The following is a 21,196-nucleotide window of genomic DNA, read 5'->3' as shown; positions in this document are numbered from 1 at the left end:
GGTGTGTCCTTTCTCAGGCTGTTGCCGCATGCGGCAGGATAAAGGGGATGTCGGTGGGCGGCGGGGCCGAAACCCGCAGGTCGCAGCCATAGGCGCGCGACAGGGTGGCATCGGTCATCACCTCGGCCACGGTGCCAAAGGCGATGCGCTGCCCACCGGCCAGCACGGCCACGCGGTTGGCATAAAGGGCGGTCAGGTTCAGGTCGTGCATCACGGCGATCACCCCGCCCCCGGCGCGGGCGAAATCGCGGGCGATCTGCATCACCTGCAACTGGTGCGCGATGTCCAGCGACGACACCGGCTCGTCCAGCAGCAGCCAGCGCGGCTGACCATCGACCACCGGCTGCCAGACCTGCGCCAGCACGCGGGCCAGCATGACGCGCTGCGCCTCGCCGCCCGACAGCTCGTCAAAGGTGCGATCGGCATAAGAAGCCAGCCCGACACGGGCCAGCGCCTGCATCGGCACCTGCGTATCGGCCCCGCTGATGCCGTCCTGAAGGCCCAGCCGCACGACCTCGGCCACGGTAAAGGGAAAGGCCACGCGCGACGATTGCGGAAGAACGGCGCGCTGCGCGGCCAGCTGCCACGGCTTTTGCCCGGCCACGTCGCTCCCGTTCAGCGTTACCGTTCCCCTGAAGGGCAACGTGCCGGTGATCGCGCCCAGCAGGGTGGACTTGCCCGACCCATTGGGGCCGACGATCGCCGTCACCTCGCCCGCCTGCGCGGTCAGATCGACGCCGCGCAGGGCGCGGTGCGGGCCATAGCTGACCTCGATGTTCATTGCTGTCAGTGTCATAGCTCGACCAGCCCCCGGCGGCGCAGCAGGATCCACAGGAACACCGGCGCGCCCAGAACGGCGGTCACGATGCCGATGGGCAGTTCGGCAGGCGCGATCACCACGCGCGCGATCACGTCGGCCAGCACCAGCAGGCTGGCCCCCAGCAGGGCTGCGTTCAGCAGCAGTGTGCGGTGATCCGGCCCTGAGGCCAGCCGCAGCAAATGCGGCACCACGATGCCGATGAAGCCGATACCGCCCGACACGGCCACGGCGGCCCCGGTGGCGCCCGCAACCGACAGGATGGCGATGTTCTTGGTGCGCTGCACGTCGATGCCGATATGGGTGGCCGTCGCCTCGCCCAGGGCCAGCGCGTTCAGTCCACGCCCCAGCATCAGCGCAGCCCCGATCGCCAGCGCGATCAGCGGACCGGCGGCCATCACCTTGGCCCAGCTTGCGCCGGCCAGCGATCCAAGCCCCCAGAAGGTCAGGTCGCGCAACTGCTGGTCATCGGCGATATAGACCAGAATGCCCGAGAGCGCGCCTGCAAGGGCCCCCAGCGCGATGCCCGCCAGCAACATGGTCGCCACCGAGGTGCGCCCGCCACGGGTGGACACGCGATACAGCAGGATGGTCGAGCCCCAACCGCCCAGGAATGCGGCGAAGGGCACCAGTTGATTGCCGGTCAGGTCGAACACCCAGGCAGGCAGCAGCGCGCCCAGAACGATGGCCAGGATCGCACCCAGCCCCGCACCGGCGCCGACACCCACGATGCCGGGATCGGCCAGCGGGTTGCGGAACAGCCCCTGCATCGCCGCCCCCGACACCGCCAGCGCCGCACCGACCAGAACACCCATCGCCAGACGCGGCAGGCGGATGTCGAACAGCACCACACGCTCGGCCAGGGTCAGCGCCTCGCCCGACACCAGCTTGCCCAGCAGCGCGGTCAGCCGCACATCGGTCGCGCCGATCTGCAGGCTGAGCAGCGCGCACAGGGTCAGAAACCCCGCCAGTCCCCAGCCCAGCGACCGGGCGCGGGCCGCCCGGTCACGCGGCGCGTGTGCGATATCTGTTGCGATGGTCATCGCTTAGGCCCCGTCGCCATAAAGCGCGCGGCTCAGGTCCTCGACCGCCTGCGCGGTGCGCGGACCGAACCCCAGCAGCAGCAGCCCGTCCATGCGCAGCACCGAGCGCGCCTCGGCGGCGGGGGTCAGGCGGATCGCGGGCATGGCGAACAGCTCGTCATCGGCCACCGCGTGATCGCCCTCGTGGTCCATCATCAGGATCACATCGGGCGCGGCGGTGCCCACGGCCTCGTCGCCGATCTGCTTGTAGCCCTGGAATTCGGTCACCGCGTTGACGCCCCCGGCCAGACGGATGACCGCATCGGCCCCGGTGCCCGTGCCGCTGGCCATGATCCGCCCGCCCTGGGTGGACAGCACGAACATCACGCGCATCGGTTGATCCGCGCGGGCGCTGGCACGGTCGCTTGCGGCCTGCATGTCGGCCATGACCTTCGATGCCAGCGTGGCGGCCCGGTCTGGCACGTTCAGCGCATCACCGATCACGGCGATCTTGTCGGCAATGGCCTGCGCGGTGAAACCGGCGGGCACTTCGGCAAAGGCCACATCGGCGTTGCGGATCACGTCCAGCGCCTCGGGCGGGCCTGCGCCCTCTTCGGCCAGGATCAGACCAGGGCCGACCGACAGCACGCCCTCGGGGGACAAGGCCCGGACATAGCCCACATCGGGCAGATCCTGCACTTCGGGCGGATAGCTGGAGGTCGTATCGCGCGCCAGCAGGCGGTGGCCCTGATCCAGCGCGACGATGATTTCGGTCACCGATCCGCCCAGCGACAGCACGTCGGCATCCTTGCCGCCCACCTGCTGCGCGCTGACCGCATAGCCCATCACCGCCAGCAACGCGGCCAGCCACAGTGAGCCGAAGAGGGCAAACCCGTTGCGCCTGAGGTTCAGCACTCTCATTCCGCCGCCTCCATCACGCTGCCCAGACCGGCCACGATACCGGCCCATTCGGGGCGCTGGTCTCGGCCTTCCTTGCCGACGCCGAAGATCTGAAAGATCAGCCCGCCCTCGGCATCGAACGCCTCGACCGACACGGCCGGGCCGCGCTGGGTGGGTTTCTCCACCGCCCAGATCTCGGCCACCTTGTCGCGCCGCAGATGCAGGTTGAACCCGGGGTCCATCACGTTCTGCCACGGGCCCATCGGCGTCAGTGTATGCACGGGGCCGGTGTGGATCTGGATGCAGCCGCGATTGCCGACAAAGATCATCACCTCGATCCCCGCTTCCTGCACCGCCTGCAGGGCGGCATCGGCCGCCGACGGATCAAGCTGCCGCACAAAGGGCGCGCCCGCGATCCGGTAAGCGCCAAGGCGGTTCATCCTGAGCTTGGAACACAGGCGCAGGAACTGATGCGTGTCGGTCAGCTTCGCCCATTCGGCGCGAAGCACGTCCAGCTTGTCGGGGCGTGATTTCGCGCCCTCGGCCGGTTTGCGCGGTTCGATGTCCTGCACCTGCGCCTGATTCTCAAGCGCCAGATCGGCAACCGCCGCGCGCCACGCATCGACGTCCGAGCCGTCGCGCAGGTGAATTTTATGCACCGCGTCGCCCGCTGCATCGAAAACCTGCAACGAGCGACGCAGGCCCTGCTCGGTCTCGACCTCGACCGCATAGGCATGTACCCAGTGCGACGGAAAGATGCGCAGATCGATATCTTCGGTCAGGGTCATCGCGGCGTGATCGCCGGAATGGTAATTGCCGTAAGCGCCCACCTTTTCATGCACGCAGGCATCGACGCGGGTCAGGGCCATCACCTCGCCCAGTGTCTCGGCGGCCGGGATAAGCCGGTCGGGATGGGCGGCGATGCGCGTGACACCCGCGCCGACTCGGGCGGCGACAAGCTGTGCCTCGGTCACGCCGATCTTGTCGGCAAGGTCGCGGGCGCGCAGTTTGGGATGCTCGCCTGCCGCCGCGCGTATCTGCGCAGGGCTGAGGGAAGTCGGGTCGGACATGGGCCACCTTTGGTCTGAATTGCGATCCGGTGGCTGCGTCCCCAAGGGAAGAGGGCGTGGCTGTGTGAATTAACTTGACTGTTTTAGTCTGATTAGTTTAGCGGTGCAACCCGTCGCGATCAGAAAAAATCGCACAAGCCAAGAAATGCCGCGCCAGCCTGTCGCAAGCCCCGGCCAAATGACACCAAGGAAGGCGCGAAATGCTTATCACCACACTGCGCGGGACGACCGCGCTGATCTGCCTGTCGTTGGCCCTGCCCGCGATGGCGCAGGACCAAACCCGCCATGACGGGCCGAGGTATCTGGGCACCCTGGTTCTGACCGGGGGCAAGCGCGATCTGACCTTTGGCACCGCCCTGCCCCGCACCGTCGTCGATGACGAAGAAATCGCCGACCGGCAGGCCAGCACCGTCGCGCAGCTGATCGATTCGGTGCCCGGCGTCACGCTGGTCAACGGCACCACGCCGCAAGGCTCGGGTATCAACATCCGGGGCTTCGGCGCGAATACGACCTTTGGCAGCGATCAGAAGATCGCGATCCAGATCGACGGGGCCAGCGTCGGCTCGGAAGAACTGTACCGCATCGGCACGCAGCTTTTCACCGATCCGCTGCTGTACAAGAACGTCGAGGTTCTGCGCGGCACCATCGGCAGCTTTGCCTATGGCTCGGGAGTCGTGGGCGGTGTGGTCACGCTGGAAACCAAGGACGCCAGCGATTTCACCAATGGCGCGTTGGGCTTTGCGGGGTCGCAGACGCTGGAATTCGGAACCAACGGCAACAGCATCGCCAGTTCGACCACGCTGGCCTATCAGCCCACGGACCGGGCCGAGTTCCTGCTGAACTACACCCTGCGCGATCAGGACAACCTGACAGCAGGAGACGGCACGGAGATCGGCAACAGCGCCTTCAACACGCCGTCATGGCTGGCCAAGGCGCGGTTCACCTTTGGCGAGAACGGCGATCACAGCCTGACCTTCAGCCATTCGCAGACCGTGGCCGATGACAAGGACGTGCCTTACGACCAGTTCGTGACCGACGGCGGGTTTTTCGGCAATGTCGACCGCCGGACCGACACGGCGCAGACGGCGCTCGACTACCGCTACAACCCCGCCAGCGACCTGATCGACCTGCGGGCCAACCTGTCCTATGCGGATCAATCCATCGAGTCGGCTTATGTGCCGGGGTCGTCGCCGCTGGAAGGCACGCCGTCGTTTGGCGGCATCGTCGCGCTGGCCAATGCCGATCAGCAGTACGAGACGACCAAGCTGACCGTGACCAACCGTGCGCTGTTCTCGACCGGGGTGGTGGGGCACGACATGCTGGCGGGCCTCGAACTCAGCCGCCGGGACCGGCTGGACGCACCCAGCGCACCAGGCGGGCGCGACAACCGCGTGGCGCTGTTCGTGATCGACGAGATGAGCATCGGCAACGTCACGCTGACCCCTGCCTTGCGCTACGAGAAATCGCGGATCGAAAGCAGCACGGGGCTTGGCACATTCGACAAGGACGCGCTGATGGGTGGTGTCGCGCTGGCCTATGATTTCGGCAACGGCCTGTCGGTCTTTGGCTCGGCGGCCTATACCGAAGGCCTGCCGATCATCGACGACCTGGGATCGGATGCCACATCGCTGCGTCGGATCGCCATGACCGAAAAATCCCGCACATTCGAGATTGGCGCGGAATATGCCTCGGTCGATGTCTTCTCGCAAGGCGACACCCTGTCGATCCGCGGCAACGCCTATGTCACCGACCTGTGGGACATCACCAGCTACACCGTGGCCGGATCGACCGCCGCGGATCTGGAGCGGGTCGAGACCAAGGGGTTCGAGCTGGAAGCCTCCTACGGTCTGGCCAGCGGGGTCTATGTGGACGTGGCGGGCCATATCGGCACCGGGTCCGAGATCAACCCGGCTGGGACGGCCACGCCGGGGACGGTCTGGCGCAACACGCCCGCCGACCGGCTGCAACTGACCGTCGGCAAGAAATGGGACGAAAAGTGGGATCTGAGCTGGGAAATGGTCCATAGCGACGACCGTCGCGATGCCGCCGGGGCGGCGTTGGAGGATGTGACGGTGCACAACCTGCGCGCCACCTATCGCCCCGATCAGGGCTGGATGCGCGGGGCCGAACTGCGCGTCGGGCTCGAGAACCTGCTGGACGAAGAGTATGTCGGCCACCTGTCGTCCTCGACCCGCAAGGCACCGGGCCGGACGGTCAAACTGACCCTGTCCAAGACGTTCTGAGCATGCCCCCGGTGGCGCAGGCTGCCGGGGGATCACACCATGAGGTAAGCACCGCTTTCGATCAGACGCTGTTCATAGCGTGCGATATTGCCCTGCGCGGTGTCCGACCGGGCAACCATCGCCGCCACCAGCGCCTCGGCCAGCGCAAAGGCCGCCAGCATGCTGGGCAGGGGTTGCGGGCCGTCCATCTCCGGACACAGCAGGATATCGGCCCCCCGTGCGATGGGCGAGGCCGGGCCGTCGGTGATCGCCACCGTTTGCGCGCCCCGGCTGCGGGCCAGATCATGCGCGGCGATGGTTTCAACCGAGTAATGCGCGAATGTCATCGACACGACCACATCCTGCGGTCCGGTCGCCGCGATCCGGTCGCGGATGTCGCCCGGTGCCCCGGCCCGCCCGCCAAAATTCTCGAACGCCATGCGCGCGGTGTAGCCAAGATAATCGGCCACCGGAAAGCAACTGCGCACACCGATCACATGCACCTGCCGGGCTGTCAGCATCATGTCGGCCGCCGCTACGATTCCCTGCTGCGCGGCGGGCGTGAACACCGAATCCAGGTTGCGGTGCCCTGCCCGCCGGATTGCAGACAGGACGCTGTCATGTGGCGTGTCATAGAGCGCCCCTGCCCGCGTGCTGTAGCTGTCGGCCCGATTCCGCAACATATCCTGAACGGCGCGGCGGCAGGGATCGTACCCGGAAAACCCCAGCGCCTGCGCCAACCGCACCACCGTATTCGCATTGGCCCCCGACCGCGTGGCCAGATTGCGCACCGAGTTGAAGGCGATCTCTTCGGGGTGCTCCAGCAGCCATTGCGCCAGCCCGGCAACCCGCGGGGCCGATCCTGCCGCGATCCGGCGCAGCCGGGCGCGCAGCGCGTCGATGGTGGTGATGGTTTCGGTCAACGCGGCCCCCAGGTACCAGTGATACATTTGTATTGCCGACTTGACGATATGCAACGTTTTGTTTCAACTGTAGGTATCGACTTTCACCGTTCATGTGAAAAGGGAGCAAAACATGACCAAACCAATCCTCGGCGCGCTTGTCGCCGCCGCCACCGCATTCGGGGCCACCGGTGCCATGGCGCAGGATCAGAACTTCATTTCCATCGGGACCGGCGGTGTGACGGGTGTGTACTACCCGACCGGAGGCGCGATCTGCCGGCTGGTGAACCGCGGCCGCTCCGAACACGGCATCCGCTGCGGCGTGGAATCCACCGGCGGCTCGGTCTTCAACATCAACGCCATCCGTGGCGGCGAACTGGAATTCGGCGTGGCGCAATCGGACTGGCAGTACCATGCCTTCAACGGCACCTCGCGGTTCGAGGAACAGGGCGCCTTTGAAGGGCTGCGCGCGATCTTTTCGGTGCACCCCGAACCCTTTACCGTGGTCGCGCGCGCCGATGCGGGCATCTCGTCCTTCGAGGACCTGAAGGGCAAGCGCGTCAACGTGGGCAACCCCGGCTCGGGACAGCGCGGCACGATGGAAGTTCTGATGAACGAAATGGGCTGGACCATGGGCGACTTTGCCGTCGCCAGCGAGTTGCAGGCCGCCGAACAGTCGCAGGCCCTGTGCGACAACAACATCGACGCGATGATCTATACCGTGGGTCACCCCTCGGGCTCGATCCAGGAGGCAACGACCGCCTGCGACAGCGTGCTGGTGAACGTCGCCAACGACGCCACCGAAAAGCTGGTCGAGGACAACCCGTTCTACCGGGTGGCCACGATCCCCGGCGGCATGTATCGCGGCAATGACGAGGACACGCAGACCTTTGGCGTCGGCGCAACATTCGTCAGCTCGACCGACGTGTCCGAGGATGTGGTCTACGAGGTGGTCAAGGCCGTGTTCGAAAACCTTGACCAGTTCCGCAGCCTGCACCCGGCCTTTGCCAACCTTGACGCCGAGGAAATGGCCAACGACGGCCTGTCGGCCCCGCTGCACGCCGGTGCCGAGCGGTATTTCCGCGAGGCCGGCCTGATCGAGTAAGGCATATCGCCCTTGCATAACAATCACCCGGGCGTGGCCTTCGCGCCCGGGTCGTTCGACAGAAGGTTGCAAAGGGGCGATACGCCATGACGGACGACCAGCAGCGCCAGGGGCGCCAATTCAGCGACGACGAGCTTCAGGATCTGGTCGCCAGCGCAGACAGCGGTGCCCGCGCCCCGACCAATCGTGCGGTCTTTCTGCTGATCGCCGGGCTGGCGTTGAGCTGGTCGCTGTTCCAGCTCTGGATCGCACAGCCGCAACTGTGGTTCGCCGAGTATGTCCCGGCGCTGAACTCGTCGCAGACCCGGCCCCTGCATCTGACCTTCGCCATCGTTCTGGCCTTTCTGGCCTATCCGGCGCTGAAATCCTCGCCACGCAGCTATGTGCCGCTCACCGATTGGGCGCTGATGGCCGTTGGCGGGTTTTGCACATTCTATATCTTCTGGTTCTCTGACCATCTGGCGCTGACCGCGCGCTCGGGCCTGCCGACGCAAACGCAGGTCTGGATCGGGGCCATCGGCCTTTTGATCCTGCTCGAGGCCAGCCGCCGCGCGCTTGGCCCGGCGCTGACAATCGTGGGCTCGCTGTTCCTGCTTTATGCCTATATGGGCCAGGGCTGGCTGATCCCCGAACTGATCGAGCATGAGGGGCTGAGCTTTCGCGCGCTGATCAACGCGCAATGGCTGGACACCGCGGGCGTGTTCGGCATTCCGCTGGGCGTGTCCACCGCCTTTGTATTCCTGTTCGTGCTGTTCGGCTCGCTGCTCGACAAGGCGGGGGCCGGCAATTATTTCATCAAGCTGGCCTTTGCCGGGCTTGGCCATCTGCGCGGCGGGCCGGCCAAGGCCGCCGTGGTCGGCAGTGCGATGACCGGACTGATCTCGGGCTCGTCCATCGCCAACGTGGTGACCACCGGCACCTTTACCATTCCGCTGATGAAGCGGGTCGGATTCACCAGCGAGCAGGCGGGCTCGGTCGAGGTGGCGTCCTCCGTGAACGGCCAGATCATGCCGCCGGTGATGGGCGCTGCTGCCTTCCTGATGGTGGAATTCATCGGCATTTCCTATGTCGAGGTGATCAAGCACGCCTTTGTTCCGGCTGCGATCTCGTATATCGCGCTGGTCTACATCGTGCATCTCGAGGCGCTGAAAAAGGACATGCCGGCCCTGGGCGAGGCGAAATCCTTTGGCGGGATGCTGCTGAAGTTCTTTATCGGTTTTGCCGTCGCGGGGGCCGTCTTTACCGCGCTGATCTACCTTGTTGGCGCGCTGCGGGCCACGGTGCCGGGGCTGACCGGTCCGATCATGATGACGGCGCTGCTGGGCCTTTACCTGTTCCTGATCTCGGTGGCGGCCCGCCGCCCTGATCTTGAGGTCGACGACCCCAATGATCCCGAAATCAAGCTGCCCACTGTGGCCGAGGTCTATGCCACCGGCCTGCATTACATCCTGCCCATCGTGGTGCTGGTCTGGTTCCTGATGGTCGAGCGTCAAAGCCCGGCGAAATCGGCCTTTTATGCCACCTCGCTGATGCTGGCGATCATCATCACGCAACGCCCGCTCAAGGCGCTGATGCGCGGTCAGGCCGATCAGTTGATGACCGAGTTCAAGGCCGGGTTCAGCGACCTGATCGACGGGCTGATCGCGGGTGCGCGCAACATGATCGGCATTGGCGTGGCCACGGCGGCGGCGGGCATCATCGTCGCCACCGTGACCAAGACCCCGATCGGCACCGAGCTGGCCGGTCTGGTCGAGCAACTGTCGGGTGGCATCCTGTTCATCATGCTGGTGCTGGTGGGGCTGTTTTCGCTGATCCTTGGCATGGGCCTGCCGACCACGGCCAATTACATCGTGGTCTCATCGCTGATGGCCTCGGTCGTGGTGTCGCTGGGCGCGCAGGAGGGGCTGATCGTGCCGCTGATCGCGGCGCATCTGTTTGTGTTCTATTTCGGCATCATGGCCGATGTGACCCCGCCGGTGGGTCTGGCCAGCTTTGCAGCCGCCGCCGTGTCGGGGGGCGACCCGATCAAGACCGGCTTTACCGCGTTTTTCTACAGCCTGCGCACCGTCGCCCTGCCCTTTTTGTTCATCTACAACCCGACGCTGATCCTCTATGGCGTCGATCTGGGCACCACGGCGGGCATCCTGCAGGCGATATTCGTCTTTGTCATCGCCACCTTCGCGATGCTGCTGTTTGCGGCTGCCACACAAGGGTATTTTCTGGCCCGGTCGCGCATCTACGAAAGTGCCGCGCTGCTGCTGGTGGCCTTTACCCTGTTCGTGCCGAACATCTGGCTTAACATGGTGCAGGACCCGTTCGAACGGGTGGACCCGGCGCAGTTCGAGCAGGTGCTGGGCGAACTGGACGAAGGCGCGCGTCTGCGTCTTTTGATCGAGGGGCCGGATTTCAACACCGGCGCCATGACCCAGACGACGCTGGTGATGGATGTCGAGGGCGCATCGCCGCAAGAGCGCATCCAGAATTCCGGCCTGCTCTTGCTGCCTGAAGGCGACACCGTGCGGATGGAAGAGCCGATGTTCGGCACCGATGCCTCGGAAAAGCTGTCGAGCTTTGATTTCTACGCCGACACGCCGGTCACGCTGGCCACGGTTCAGGTGCCGCGTGACAGATTGCCGGCGCAGGTGTTCTATATCCCTGCCCTGCTGCTGCTGGGGCTGGTGATCCTGCTGCAACGCCGTCGCCAGACCAAACCGGCCTTCTGAAAGGAGCGCGCAGATGTACAAGACCGTCCTGCTGCCCATCGACCTGTCCGCGCCCAAAAGCTGGGAAAAGGCGCTGCCGACCGCTTTGTATCTTGGCGGTGATGACATCGTCCTGCACGTCATGACCGTGCTGCCCGATTTCGGCATGTCCGTGGTGGGCAGCTATTTTGACAAGGGGTTCGAGAAAAAGGCCCTGCACGAGATTGGCGAAAAGCTGTCAACCTGGGTCAACGCGCATGTGCCCGGATCGGTGGAAGTGCACCCGCATGTCATGCATGGCCGCATCTATGACCAGATCATCCTGGCGGCCGACAAGTTGGCGGTGGATGCCATCGTCGTGGCGTCACATACACCCGAGATTGCCGATTACCTGCTGGGGCCCAACGCCGCGCGCGTGGTGCGTCACGCGCAGCAATCCGTTTTCGTCGTTCGTGGAGATTAGGACAGGATGACCCATGTTTTCGGCCGCTCCGGCGCGGCCCTGCCCAAGGCTGTGCGCGGCGAGGGATGCTACATCACCGATGCCGAGGGGCGCGTTTACCTCGACGGCTCGGGCGGTGCTGCGGTCTCCTGCCTTGGCCATTCGGACGCCGATGTACGCGCGGCGATCCAGGCGCAGCTGGAGCAGATCGCCTTTGCCCATACCGGGTTCTTCACCTCGGATCCGGCCGAGGCGCTGGCCGATCTGCTGATCCAGAACGCGCCCGAGGGGATCGAAAAGGTCTATCTGCTGTCGGGCGGATCCGAGGCGGTCGAGGCCGCGATCAAGCTGGCGCGGCAGTATTTCCTTGAAACCGGACAGGCCGGCCGCCACCGGGTGATCGCGCGGCGGCAAAGCTATCACGGCAACACGCTGGGCGCGCTGGCGGCGGGCGGCAACGCCTGGCGGCGCGAGAAATATGCGCCTTTGCTGGTGGAAACCAGCCATATCGCCCCCTGTTTCGAATACCGCTTCCGACAGGAGGGCGAGAGCGCCGAGGACTATGGCCAACGCGCCGCCAACGAATTGCAGGCCGAGATCGAAAGGCTGGGTCCCGAAACCGTCATGGCCTTCATCGCCGAACCCGTGGTCGGGGCTACGGCGGGCGCGGTGCCTGCGGTAAAAGGCTATTTCAAACGCATCCGCGAGATCTGCGACCACTACGGCATCCTGCTGATCCTGGATGAGGTAATGTGCGGCATGGGGCGCACCGGCACCTTGTTTGCCTGCGAGCAGGATGGGGTGGCTCCAGACATCGTGACCATCGCCAAGGGGTTGGGCGCTGGGTATATGCCCATCGGCGCGATGCTGTGTTCAGGCGCGATTTACGACGCCATCGCCCAAGGGTCGGGCAGTTTCCAGCACGGGCACACCTATCATGGCCATCCGCTGGCCGCGGCGGCGGGGCACGCGGTGCTGACCGCCATCCTGGGCCGCGATCTGCTGCCACAGGTGCGCGCGCGTGGAGCGGCCTTGCAGGATGCACTGACCGCGCGACTGGGTCAGCACCCGCATGTTGGGGACATTCGCGGGCGCGGGTTGTTCCGGGGTGTCGAACTTGTGGCGGACCGCGCGACCAAGGACACCTTTGATCCCGGCCGCAATGTTCACGCGCGGGTGAAACAGGCCGCCATGGACAATGGGCTGATCTGCTATCCTGCGGGCGGCACGATTGACGGCAAGCGCGGCGATCACATCCTGCTGGCCCCGCCCTACATCATTTCCGAGGCGCAGATAGATGAGCTGACCGACAAGCTGGCACGCGCCATCGACACTGGCCTCGCGGCCTGAAACATCCCGCCCCGGCAGCAACCGGGACGGGGCAAGGCATCACTTTTTCACATTGGTCCAGATCTGGTCATAGACCTCTTGCGTGGCCTGATCGCAGACCTCGATGAACACCGGGGTGCCGGCATCGGCGGGCGGGTTCGTCTCGGGCTGGGTGGCCAGCGTCGGATCCAGATACTCTTCGACGCCCGACACGCCGGCGTTGTAGCGCGCATAGTTGGTGACGGCGGCGATGTTTTCAGGCTCCAGCAGGAAATCCATGAATTTCAGCGCGTTGTCGCGGTTTGGCGCGTCCTTCAGCAGCACGACATTGTCCATCCAGACGATATAGCCCTGCTTGGGAAAGGCGTATTCGGTATTGGCCCCTTCCTCGCGCGCCTTGGCGGCGAACCCGTCATAGATCTGACCCACGGCAGCGGACCCCGATACCAGAACCTCCTTGGCGGTGTCCGAGTTGAAGCTGGCCCAATGCGGTTTGGCCCCCAGCAGCATGTCGTTCAGCGCCTTGAGCTGATCGCGGTCGGTGCTGCATTGCGGGATGCCCATGTGCAGCGCGGCCATGGCCAGAACCTCGCCCTGGCTGTCCAGCATGTTGATCCTGCCTGACAGCTCAGCGGGCGGGTTGAACAGGATGTCGGTGCTGTCGATCGGCCCGTCAAACACGTCACGATTGACCGCGAACGAGGTCGAGCCCCACTGATACGGGATCGAATGGGTGCGGCCCGGATCGAAGGACGGATCGGCCCAGTCGGGGGAAATATTGCCCTTGTTGGCCAGTTCGCCCTCGGCGATCGTGTCCAGCAGCCCCTCGCCCGCCATGATCTTGACCATGTAATCGCCCGGCACGGCCACGTCGTAGGTGCCGATGGCCCCGGCCTTGAGCGAGGCCAGCAGCGCCTCGTTGCTGTCATAGGTGTCCATGACAACCTCGACGTCGTATTCCTCGCTGAACTTGTCCAGCAACTCCTGCGGGATGTATTCGAACCAGTGATAGACGACCAGCTTGCCCTCGGCCATGGCGCCCGTGGCCAGCAGCAGCGTCGCCGCGGTTGTTGTCAGCAGTTTGTTCATTCTCTTGTTTCCTCTCTGTTGTGGTTACTTTGTCGTGTCGCGGCGGCCGATGATCCAGGACAGGGCGACCATCACCACCGACAGCGCCAGCAGCATGGACGATATTGCCATGATGTTGGGCTTGATGCCCTGTTTCACCGCGCCGAAGATCGCCGTGGGCAGGGTTTCAACCCCCGCACCCTTGACGAAATTGGTGATGATGAAATCGTCCAGCGAGACGATGAAGGCCAGGATGAACCCCGAGGCGATGCCCGGCGCCATCAGCGGCAGCAGGATGTGCCGGAACGCCTGCGCGCGCGTCGCGTACAGATCCTGCGCCGCCTGTTCATAGCTGGCCCCGATCCCCTGCATCCGGGCCGAGATCGGCAGATAGGCAAAGGGGATGCAGAACGCGATATGGGCCAGCAGGATGGTCATGATCCCGCGTTCGAACCCGATGGCGTTAAAGAAAATCAGCGTGGCCACCGCTGTCACGATTTCCGGCACCATCAACGGCAAGGAGATCAGACCCAGCGACGGCACGCGCAGTTTGAACCGCCCGCCCCGGATGATAGCCGTCGCCGACAGGGTGGCAATCGTGGTGGCCACCGTCGCCGCGACCAGCGCGATCACGAACGAGTTCTGCGCCGCCTGCTTGAACTTGCCGCTTTCGGGGCCGGTAAAGACATCGACATACCAGCGCAGGCTGAAGCCTTCCCAGTTGGTGATGGATTGCGAGGAATTGAAGCTGTAGATCGTGACCACCAGCAGCGGCGCATAGAGCACGAACAGGCACAGCAGGGTGATCGCGCGAAAGCCCGGATAGATACGCAGGTTGTAGTGTCGCGTTGCCATGCCCCTACCCCGCCGCCCGTGATTGCTGCCGTGCCAGGATCAGCAGGATCACCAGCACCAGCGACAAAAGGATCATCGCCGCCGCCGCACCGAATGGCCAGTTGCCCGCATTGCCCTTGAACTGCTCCTCGATCAGCGACCCGATCATGTATGTCTTGGCCCCGCCCAGCAGGTCGGGCGCCAGGAACGACCCCAATGAGGGCACGAACACAAGGATGCAGCCCGCGATGATCCCCGGTTTGACAGCGGGCAAAAGCACGTGCCACAGGATCTTCCAGCGCGGCGCATACAGATCCGCCGCCGCCTCGGACAGCGAGAAATTGTAGCGCTCGACCGCCGCATAGATCGGCAGCACCATGAACGGCAGGTAGGAATAGAACAGCCCCAACTGCACCGCCAAGTTGGTGTTGATGATCGCCAGCGGTTCCGAGATCACGCCCATCCCCAGCAGAAACTCGTTCATCGGCCCGTTGTCGCGCAGGATGAACCGCATCGACACGGTGCGGATCAGCAGGTTCACCCAATAGGGGATGGTCACCAGAAACACCCACATGGCGCGCTGGTTGGCGGGGCGCGTGGCGATGAAATAGGCGGTGGGAAAGCCGATCATCAGGCTGAGGATCGTCGCCGCCCCCGCCTGCCAGATCGAGCGCCAGAAGATCTGGATATAGGTCCATTCGATGGCACAGGGTTCATCCCCGAACAGGCCACGATCGCAGAAGAACTGGTCATAGGCGGCAAGGCTGAATTCCCATATCACGCCGCCGCGAAACTCCTTGGTCAGGAAGGAATAGACCAGCATCAGGCTGACCGGGGCCAGCACGAGGATGGTCAGTGTCGCCCATGCCGGCAGCAGCAGCCAGCCGCGCGCGGGCGCGTAGGTGTCGCTGGTGCTGCCCGCGCCGGATGTCGCCCCGCCTGCCATCAGTCGATCAGAAGACGCCCGGCGCCTTCCTCCATATGCACGGCCACATGTGCCCCCGGCTCGAATATCCCCTGCGCACCGCGCGCGGAATTCGACGTGCGCACGGTCAGCGACAGATCACCGGGCAGATCGACCACGGTGCTGATATCGGTGCCGACAAAGATGTTCTCGCGCACCTGCCCCGCCATGCCACTGGACGTGTCGGCGGTCAGGTACAGCCGCTCGGGCCGGATCGAGGCATGCACCTGCGCGCCCGGTTCCACCCCCGGCACGGCGTCGCAGGTCATCGCGTGTCCGCCGGTCATCCGGCACAGGGCCTTGTCGCCCTCGACCCGGTCCACCGTCACGGACAGCAGGTTGGTATCGCCAATGAAGTCGGCAACGAACATGTTGCGCGGGCTTTCATAGATCTCGCGCGCGCTGCCCAGCTGCTGCAACTCGCCCGAGGACATCACCGCGATGCGGTCGGACATGGTCAGCGCCTCTTCCTGATCGTGGGTCACGAAGATGAAGGTGATGCCGGTTTCGCGTTGCAGGTGCTTCAACTCGATCTGCATGGTCTTGCGCAGTTTCAGGTCCAGCGCGGACAGCGGTTCATCCAGCAGCAGCACCTTGGGCTGCGGGGCCAGCGCACGGGCCAGCGCCACGCGCTGCTGCTGCCCCCCCGACAGTTGCGCGGGCTTGCGCTGCGCGAATTGCGACAGTTGCACCATCTCCAGAACCTCGCCCGCGCGGGTGCGAGCCTGCGCCCGCGACCGACCCAGCATTTCAAGGCCAAAGCCCACGTTGTCGATCACCGTCTTGTGCGGAAACAGGGCGTAATCCTGAAACACCGTGTTGATCGGGCGCTTGTGCGGCGGCAGCGCCGCGATGGCATCGCCGTAAAGCAGGATGGCGCCTTCGGTCACGTCCTCGAACCCGGCGATCATGCGCAAAAGCGTGGTCTTGCCGCAGCCCGATGGCCCCAGCAGCGTGAAGAATTCGTTATCCGCGATGGTCAGCGAAATGCGTTTCAACGCGGTGAAATCGCCATAGCGTTTGACCGCGTCGCGCACGTCGATGGCGGCTGGTGGTTCGCTGGCCAAAGGAGTGTCCCCATCCGTTAACATGTTGTCCGAGCATAGAAAGCAGGTCGGATTTTTCGAAGAACTGTGTGCCTCAGCCGCTGTTAGCCGCAGGCTAAGGCAGACCCCAGAGGCAAGATGCGACAGGGGTGCGTTTTTCACGATGCCTTGCCCAAATTTCAGGCGCGCTGCGCAAAATCAGGGCGATGCAAAGATCGCTCAGCACAGGCTGTCCACCACTCGTGCCAGCATCCGGTCGCATTGCGCCAGTTGATCGTGGGTGATGAACTCGTCCGGCTTGTGCCCCTGCCCGGTCATGGACCCCGGCCCGCAGACCACCGCCGGGATGCCAAGGGCGTCGAAAAACCCGGCCTCGGTGCCGAATCCCACCTTGGTTATGCCCGTCTGACCGGCCAGGTCCTGCGCCCATGCCACCACGGGCGCATCCGGCGCGGTGGCAAGACCGGGATAGGCGGTCAGCGGCTCGACCTCAATTTGCCCCGCATCGCCAAAGGGGGCCGCGGCCCGCCCGGCCGCCGCCATGATACGCGCCAGCAGGTCATCGGGGCTGTCACCGGCCAGATGGCGGAACTCCAGCGCCATGTCCGCCCGGTCGGGCACGATGTTCAGCGCGGTGCCCCCGGTCAGACGCCCCACATGCACCGTGCTGTAGGGCACATCATAGGCCGCATCCTGCGCGCCATGCGCGGCCAGCCAATCCTGAAGCCCGCGCACCTCAGTGATGAAACCGGCAGCCAGATGCAGCGCATTGGTGAACTGCGGGGCCTGCGCGGAATGCCCCGCCTGCCCGTGACACACAGCGCGCAGCGCCTGCTTGCCCTTGTGCCCGATCGCCACCCGCATCTGCGTCGGTTCCCCCACGATACAGGCGCGCGGGCGGCCAATCGCGGCCTCAAGCCCGCCGATCATATGCGCGATGCCAAGGCATCCCACCTCTTCATCATAGGAGATCGCCAGCTTCAGCGGCTCGCGCAGCGGGGCCTGCGCCGCAACTTCGCATGCGGCCAGCATGGCGGCCAGAAACCCCTTCATATCCGTGGTGCCCCGGCCGTAGAGGCGGTCATCTTCCACGGTCAGGGCAAAGGGCGCGCGAGTCCATGCCTGCCCCGCCACCGGCACCACATCGGTATGCGCCGACAGCAGCGCGCCCGCGCCCTCGGGGCCGATACGGGCGAACAGCCCGGCCTTGTCGCCGGTCGGATCGGCCACGCGGGTCACAGCAAATCCCAGCCCCTGCAGAAATTCCTGCACATAGCCAATCAGGGGCAAGTTGCTGCGGTCGCTGACCGTGTCAAAGGCGACCAGCCTTTCAAGTATCTCGATCGTGCGGGTCATGCGCCCAGCGTTCCCAGCACCGAAAGCACCTGATCGGGGTCGGTTTCGGGGTTCACGATGCACAGGCGAAACACCATCTCGCCGCGCCAGCGTGTGGGCAGGCACAGCAGCGCGCCGGACCGGCGGTGCGCTTCGGCCCATGCCACCATCTGCGCCTCGTCCATGCCCACAGGCCGGAACAGGATCACCGTCAGTTGCGGGCCAAGGATCAGCTCCAGCCCCGGCAGGGCGTCAATGCCGGCCGCGATTTGGTCTGCCACCGACCGCGTGCGGGCAATCGCGGCGGCATAGGCGCGCGTGCCATGCACCGCCAATGAGAACCAAAGCGGCAGGCCCCGCGCCCGCCGCGTCAGGTGCAGCGCGTAATCCGACGGGTTCCAGTGCGTCTTGTCCACCGTGTCCAGATACACCGCCTGCTGACCATGCGCCGCAGCCCCATGCCCCGCATCACGGTAGACCAGCGCGCAGCTGTCATAGGGCGCGAACAGCCATTTGTGCGGGTCCACGATCAGGCTGTGCGCGCGCTCGATCCCGTCGAACAGCGTGCGCTGCCCCGGATCGGCCAACGCCGCCCCGCCATAGGCCCCGTCCAGATGCAGCCACAGCGCATGCGCCTCGGCCAGATCGGCCAGCCCGGCGATATCATCCACGGCCCCGCAATTGGTGGCCCCGGCATTGGCAACGATGGCAAAGACCGCAGGCGTCAGAGAGGCGGCGGCCGTGTCGCCATCCATCCGCCCCGTGTCATCGGCGGGCACCACGATCACATCCACATCCATCACCCGCGCCACCGCCATGATGCTGCTGTGCGCCTCGCTTGAACACAGGATCGCCCATCGGTCAGGCCGTGGCCCCTGCCCCGACCGCCATTCGCGCGCCGCATGCAGCGCCGACAGGTTGCCCAGCGTGCCGCCCGCGACGAACACGCCGCCCGCCTGCGCGGGCCAGCCCGCCAGATCGGCCAGCCAGCGCAACGCCTGATTTTCCGCGTGGATCGCCCCTGCGCCCCCGTCCCAGTTGCCGGCAAAGATACCCGCCGCGCCAAGGGCGGCATCAAAGCTCAGCGCAGCGCGGCTGGGGGCCGAGGCGACGAAGGACAGGCTTGTGGGATGCCCGAAGGGCCGGGTCGAGGGCACGATGGTGTCGGTGAACAGCCTGAACGCCTGCGCCGGGTCCATCCCGCCTTCGGTGATCGATCCGCCAAGCGCAGGCTCCAGCGCGGCAAAGCTCTGCGCGCCATGCTTGGGGTCCGGGCCATCGGCGATGCGCGCGCCGGTCCAGTCCAGCATCCTTCGCGTGGCAGCCTGCGGAAATGGAAACAGCGGGTCGGTCATTGTGCGGCCAGCCCCGTGATCTCGCGCCGGAACGGCAGGTCATCGCCGATGTCGGCCATGTCCAGTTCGCGCGCATAGCGGTGCCCGGCATAGGTGGCCCAGGCAATCGGCCCCGGAGCCTCGGCATCCCCGATGATGCGCACCGATCTGATGCCCGCATCCGCCCAGTCCGCCTGCCGCGCCAGCAGGTCGTCGTAAACCCCGGTGTTCGATGCTTTAGAGGCAACAATCACCACCGCATCGCAGCCGATCTCGCGCAGCCTGTCGGTATAGGTGCAGTTCGACACCACATGCCCCTTGCCGATTTCCACCACCCCCCGGTTCAGCACGATATCCACCCCCATCCCCACCAGCCTGCGATGGATGGTGTGCTGCTCCAGCGTGTTCACCGTCCAGTCCGACAGATAGGCCGAGGGCGTGACGATGCTGACCTCGCAGCCCGCCTGCACCAGCAGTTCGGCCATCACGCCGCCCATGTAGTAGTGATCGTCGTCATAGATCACCACGCGCCCGCGCGGCACCTGCCCCGCCATGATGTCATCGGGGGTGAACAGCGGCGTCGCCGGATCGATCGGTATCGGCACCACATGCTGACGGCTGACGCCATCGCGCCGCCACCTGGCCCCGGTGGCGATGCAGATGTTCTCGAACCCGAACTCAAGGATACCTTCGGCATCCAGCGCGCTGTCGAAATAGACCTCCACGTTGGGACGCTGGCTGATCTGGTACTGGCGGTAATCCACCACGCGGCCCCAGGCCGACAGGCCCGGCAGCTTGCGCTCGCCCACCAGCCGCCCGCCCAGCTCGGTTCCCGCCTCGGCCAGCGCCACGTCATAGCCGCGCAGACCCAGCGCGCGCGCGGCCTCCAGCCCCGCTGGCCCGGCCCCAACCACCAGCACCGAGGCGCTGTCGCCCTTGGTGTTCATCTGTTCGGGGTGCCAGCCCTTGCGCCACTCCTCCATGAAGGTGGGGTTCTGGGTGCAGCGGCTCAGGCTCATGGTCATGTCGCCGGTGATGCAGATGTTGCAGCCGATGCATTCGCGGATATCCTCGATCCGGCCTTCCTCGATCTTCTTTGGCAGGAACGGATCGGCGATCGAGGGTCGCGCACAGCCGATGGCATCCAGCGTGCCGCTGCGGATCATCCGCGCCATCACGTCGGGGCTGGTGAAGCGGCCAACGCCCACCACGGGCCGGTCGGTCAGCTCGCGGATACCGCGCACAAGCTGCTCCTGCGCGGCTTCGTCCTTGAACCGCGACGGGCCGGAACATTCTTCCCACGTGCCATGGGCCAGGTCCCACATATCGGGCAGGTTGCGGTTCATCTCGATGAAATCGCGCAGCTCGGCGTTGGAAAAGCCAAGCTCGCCAATCGTCTCGTCCAGTGACACGCGCATGGTGATGCCCATGGTGTCGCCCACCGCATCGCGGATATCGGCCACCACCTCGCGCGCGAATCTTGCGCGGTTTTCCAGACTGCCGCCGTATTCATCATCGCGCTGGTTGGTGGCGCGACTTAGAAAATGCTGAAAGATTCCAAACCCGTGCGCGCCATACAGGCAGATCAGGTCGAACCCCGCCGTTTGCGAGCGTTTCGCAGCATTGACGAACCAGCGCCGCAGGTCGCGGATCTCGTCCTTGCTCAGGGCGCGGGCCTGCACCGGATCGTTGGTGAAGGTGCGGATCGGCATGGCCGACACGGCCAGCGGCACCTCGCGCGTGTACAGGTTGGGGCCGTTCACCCCGGAATAGGCCAGCTGGATGCCCGCCAGCGCGCCGTGTTCCTTCATCTTGCCCGCCATGCGCGCAAGCCCGGGGATATCCTTGTCCTCCCACAGGCGCAGTTCGATGAACGGCGTGATCTCGGATGTATGGTGCATCTCGCACTGCTCGGTGAAGATCACGCCCCAGCCGCCCTGCGCCTTGATCCCGCGCATCTCTGCCGCCGCCGACGGATCGCGATAGCCGCCTCCGTTGCAATGCGGCACCTGGTAGAAACGGTTCTTGGCCGTCACCGGCCCGATGGTCAGCGGCTGAAACAGGATGTCATAGCGGGGATCGCGCAAGGTCAGGCTCCTCTGGC

General features: G+C 65.3%; 17 protein-coding genes. 5 read left to right on the top strand and 12 right to left on the bottom strand.

Annotated elements, in window-relative coordinates; translation table 11 throughout:
- Nucleotides 1-13 precede the first annotated feature (13 nt).
- The 4 genes from ACFTOW_RS01200 to ACFTOW_RS01185 are packed head-to-tail and all read right to left on the bottom strand — an operon-like array spanning nt 14 to nt 3,809.
- Nucleotides 14-796: a heme ABC transporter ATP-binding protein gene (locus ACFTOW_RS01200; RefSeq protein WP_379912240.1), complete on the bottom strand. Its 783-nt coding sequence runs from the start codon at nt 794-796 to the stop codon at nt 14-16.
- Nucleotides 793-1,860 carry a FecCD family ABC transporter permease gene (locus ACFTOW_RS01195; RefSeq protein ID WP_379912238.1) on the bottom strand — a complete coding sequence of 356 codons (1,068 nt, stop codon included), beginning with the start codon at nt 1,858-1,860 and terminating at the stop codon, nt 793-795. The genes ACFTOW_RS01200 and ACFTOW_RS01195 overlap by 4 nt, the downstream gene beginning before the upstream one ends.
- Nucleotides 1,861-1,863: 3 nt before the next feature.
- Nucleotides 1,864-2,760 carry a heme/hemin ABC transporter substrate-binding protein gene (locus ACFTOW_RS01190; protein WP_379912236.1) on the bottom strand — a complete coding sequence of 299 codons (897 nt, stop codon included), beginning with the start codon at nt 2,758-2,760 and terminating at the stop codon, nt 1,864-1,866.
- Nucleotides 2,757-3,809: a hemin-degrading factor gene (locus ACFTOW_RS01185; protein WP_379912234.1), complete on the bottom strand. Its 1,053-nt coding sequence runs from the start codon at nt 3,807-3,809 to the stop codon at nt 2,757-2,759. Before ACFTOW_RS01185 ends, ACFTOW_RS01190 begins: the two co-directional genes overlap by 4 nt.
- 200 nt (nt 3,810-4,009) lie before the next feature.
- Here ACFTOW_RS01185 and ACFTOW_RS01180 point away from each other — a divergent pair, with 200 nt between their 5' ends.
- Nucleotides 4,010-6,052, top strand: a complete 2,043-nt coding sequence (locus ACFTOW_RS01180; protein ID WP_379912232.1) for a TonB-dependent receptor domain-containing protein — start codon at nt 4,010-4,012, stop codon at nt 6,050-6,052.
- Between the two features lie 32 nt (nt 6,053-6,084).
- Here the strand turns inward: ACFTOW_RS01180 and ACFTOW_RS01175 are convergent, their stop codons facing one another.
- Nucleotides 6,085-6,981 (bottom strand): MurR/RpiR family transcriptional regulator, encoded by an 897-nt coding sequence (locus ACFTOW_RS01175; protein ID WP_379912230.1) that lies wholly within the window; start codon nt 6,979-6,981, stop codon nt 6,085-6,087.
- A gap of 85 nt (nt 6,982-7,066) precedes the next feature.
- On the opposite strand from ACFTOW_RS01175, the gene ACFTOW_RS01170 reads away from it, so the two are divergent.
- From ACFTOW_RS01170 to ACFTOW_RS01155, 4 genes are all read left to right on the top strand, one after another.
- Entirely contained in the window at nt 7,067-8,038 is a 972-nt protein-coding gene (locus ACFTOW_RS01170) for a TAXI family TRAP transporter solute-binding subunit (protein WP_379912228.1), read from the top strand.
- A gap of 86 nt (nt 8,039-8,124) precedes the next feature.
- Complete coding sequence (locus ACFTOW_RS01165) at nt 8,125-10,761, top strand: TRAP transporter permease (RefSeq protein WP_379912226.1); 2,637 nt, start codon at nt 8,125-8,127, stop codon at nt 10,759-10,761.
- A 13-nt stretch (nt 10,762-10,774) separates the two neighbouring features.
- Nucleotides 10,775-11,203, top strand: a complete 429-nt coding sequence (locus ACFTOW_RS01160) for a universal stress protein (protein WP_379912224.1) — start codon at nt 10,775-10,777, stop codon at nt 11,201-11,203.
- 6 nt (nt 11,204-11,209) lie between these two features.
- Entirely contained in the window at nt 11,210-12,532 is a 1,323-nt protein-coding gene (locus tag ACFTOW_RS01155) for an aspartate aminotransferase family protein (protein WP_379912222.1), read from the top strand.
- 39 nt (nt 12,533-12,571) lie between these two features.
- Here the strand turns inward: ACFTOW_RS01155 and ACFTOW_RS01150 are convergent, their stop codons facing one another.
- From ACFTOW_RS01150 to ACFTOW_RS01120, 7 genes are all read right to left on the bottom strand, one after another.
- Nucleotides 12,572-13,600 (bottom strand): extracellular solute-binding protein, encoded by a 1,029-nt coding sequence (locus tag ACFTOW_RS01150; protein ID WP_379912219.1) that lies wholly within the window; start codon nt 13,598-13,600, stop codon nt 12,572-12,574.
- Nucleotides 13,601-13,624: 24 nt separating this feature from the next.
- Entirely contained in the window at nt 13,625-14,434 is an 810-nt protein-coding gene (locus ACFTOW_RS01145; protein ID WP_379912217.1) for an ABC transporter permease, read from the bottom strand.
- A 4-nt stretch (nt 14,435-14,438) separates the two neighbouring features.
- Nucleotides 14,439-15,359 (bottom strand): ABC transporter permease, encoded by a 921-nt coding sequence (locus ACFTOW_RS01140; protein ID WP_379912215.1) that lies wholly within the window; start codon nt 15,357-15,359, stop codon nt 14,439-14,441.
- On the bottom strand, nt 15,359-16,468 hold the full coding sequence (locus ACFTOW_RS01135; RefSeq protein ID WP_379912213.1) for an ABC transporter ATP-binding protein: 1,110 nt from the start codon (nt 16,466-16,468) through the stop codon (nt 15,359-15,361). The genes ACFTOW_RS01140 and ACFTOW_RS01135 overlap by 1 nt, the downstream gene beginning before the upstream one ends.
- Nucleotides 16,469-16,642: 174 nt before the next feature.
- Nucleotides 16,643-17,779, bottom strand: coding sequence for an acetylornithine deacetylase (gene argE, locus ACFTOW_RS01130; protein ID WP_379912211.1), 1,137 nt, complete (start codon nt 17,777-17,779; stop codon nt 16,643-16,645).
- The gene (locus ACFTOW_RS01125; protein ID WP_379912209.1) at nt 17,776-19,113 is read right to left on the bottom strand and encodes a pyridoxal phosphate-dependent decarboxylase family protein; all 1,338 of its coding nucleotides are present in this window, start codon (nt 19,111-19,113) and stop codon (nt 17,776-17,778) included. The genes argE and ACFTOW_RS01125 overlap by 4 nt, the downstream gene beginning before the upstream one ends.
- Complete coding sequence (locus tag ACFTOW_RS01120; RefSeq protein WP_379912207.1) at nt 19,110-21,179, bottom strand: oxidoreductase; 2,070 nt, start codon at nt 21,177-21,179, stop codon at nt 19,110-19,112. The genes ACFTOW_RS01125 and ACFTOW_RS01120 overlap by 4 nt, the downstream gene beginning before the upstream one ends.
- Nucleotides 21,180-21,196 lie beyond the last annotated feature (17 nt).

Origin of the sequence: Lacimonas salitolerans (genome assembly GCF_042677865.1) — a bacterium.
GTDB lineage: Bacteria > Pseudomonadota > Alphaproteobacteria > Rhodobacterales > Rhodobacteraceae > Lutimaribacter > Lutimaribacter salitolerans.
Note: the sequence above shows the minus strand (reverse complement) of the source record. Positions and strands in the feature narration are given on the sequence as shown.

Coding starts and splice junctions, on each gene's coding strand:
- ACFTOW_RS01200 (WP_379912240.1), bottom strand. CDS start 796: ATGACACTGACAGCAATGAACATCGAGGTCAGCTATGGCCCGCACCGC.
- ACFTOW_RS01195 (WP_379912238.1), bottom strand. CDS start 1,860: ATGACCATCGCAACAGATATCGCACACGCGCCGCGTGACCGGGCGGCC.
- ACFTOW_RS01190 (WP_379912236.1), bottom strand. CDS start 2,760: ATGAGAGTGCTGAACCTCAGGCGCAACGGGTTTGCCCTCTTCGGCTCA.
- ACFTOW_RS01185 (WP_379912234.1), bottom strand. CDS start 3,809: ATGTCCGACCCGACTTCCCTCAGCCCTGCGCAGATACGCGCGGCGGCA.
- ACFTOW_RS01180 (WP_379912232.1), top strand. CDS start 4,010: ATGCTTATCACCACACTGCGCGGGACGACCGCGCTGATCTGCCTGTCG.
- ACFTOW_RS01175 (WP_379912230.1), bottom strand. CDS start 6,981: ATGTATCACTGGTACCTGGGGGCCGCGTTGACCGAAACCATCACCACC.
- ACFTOW_RS01170 (WP_379912228.1), top strand. CDS start 7,067: ATGACCAAACCAATCCTCGGCGCGCTTGTCGCCGCCGCCACCGCATTC.
- ACFTOW_RS01165 (WP_379912226.1), top strand. CDS start 8,125: ATGACGGACGACCAGCAGCGCCAGGGGCGCCAATTCAGCGACGACGAG.
- ACFTOW_RS01160 (WP_379912224.1), top strand. CDS start 10,775: ATGTACAAGACCGTCCTGCTGCCCATCGACCTGTCCGCGCCCAAAAGC.
- ACFTOW_RS01155 (WP_379912222.1), top strand. CDS start 11,210: ATGACCCATGTTTTCGGCCGCTCCGGCGCGGCCCTGCCCAAGGCTGTG.
- ACFTOW_RS01150 (WP_379912219.1), bottom strand. CDS start 13,600: ATGAACAAACTGCTGACAACAACCGCGGCGACGCTGCTGCTGGCCACG.
- ACFTOW_RS01145 (WP_379912217.1), bottom strand. CDS start 14,434: ATGGCAACGCGACACTACAACCTGCGTATCTATCCGGGCTTTCGCGCG.
- ACFTOW_RS01140 (WP_379912215.1), bottom strand. CDS start 15,359: ATGGCAGGCGGGGCGACATCCGGCGCGGGCAGCACCAGCGACACCTAC.
- ACFTOW_RS01135 (WP_379912213.1), bottom strand. CDS start 16,468: ATGTTAACGGATGGGGACACTCCTTTGGCCAGCGAACCACCAGCCGCC.
- argE (WP_379912211.1), bottom strand. CDS start 17,779: ATGACCCGCACGATCGAGATACTTGAAAGGCTGGTCGCCTTTGACACG.
- ACFTOW_RS01125 (WP_379912209.1), bottom strand. CDS start 19,113: ATGACCGACCCGCTGTTTCCATTTCCGCAGGCTGCCACGCGAAGGATG.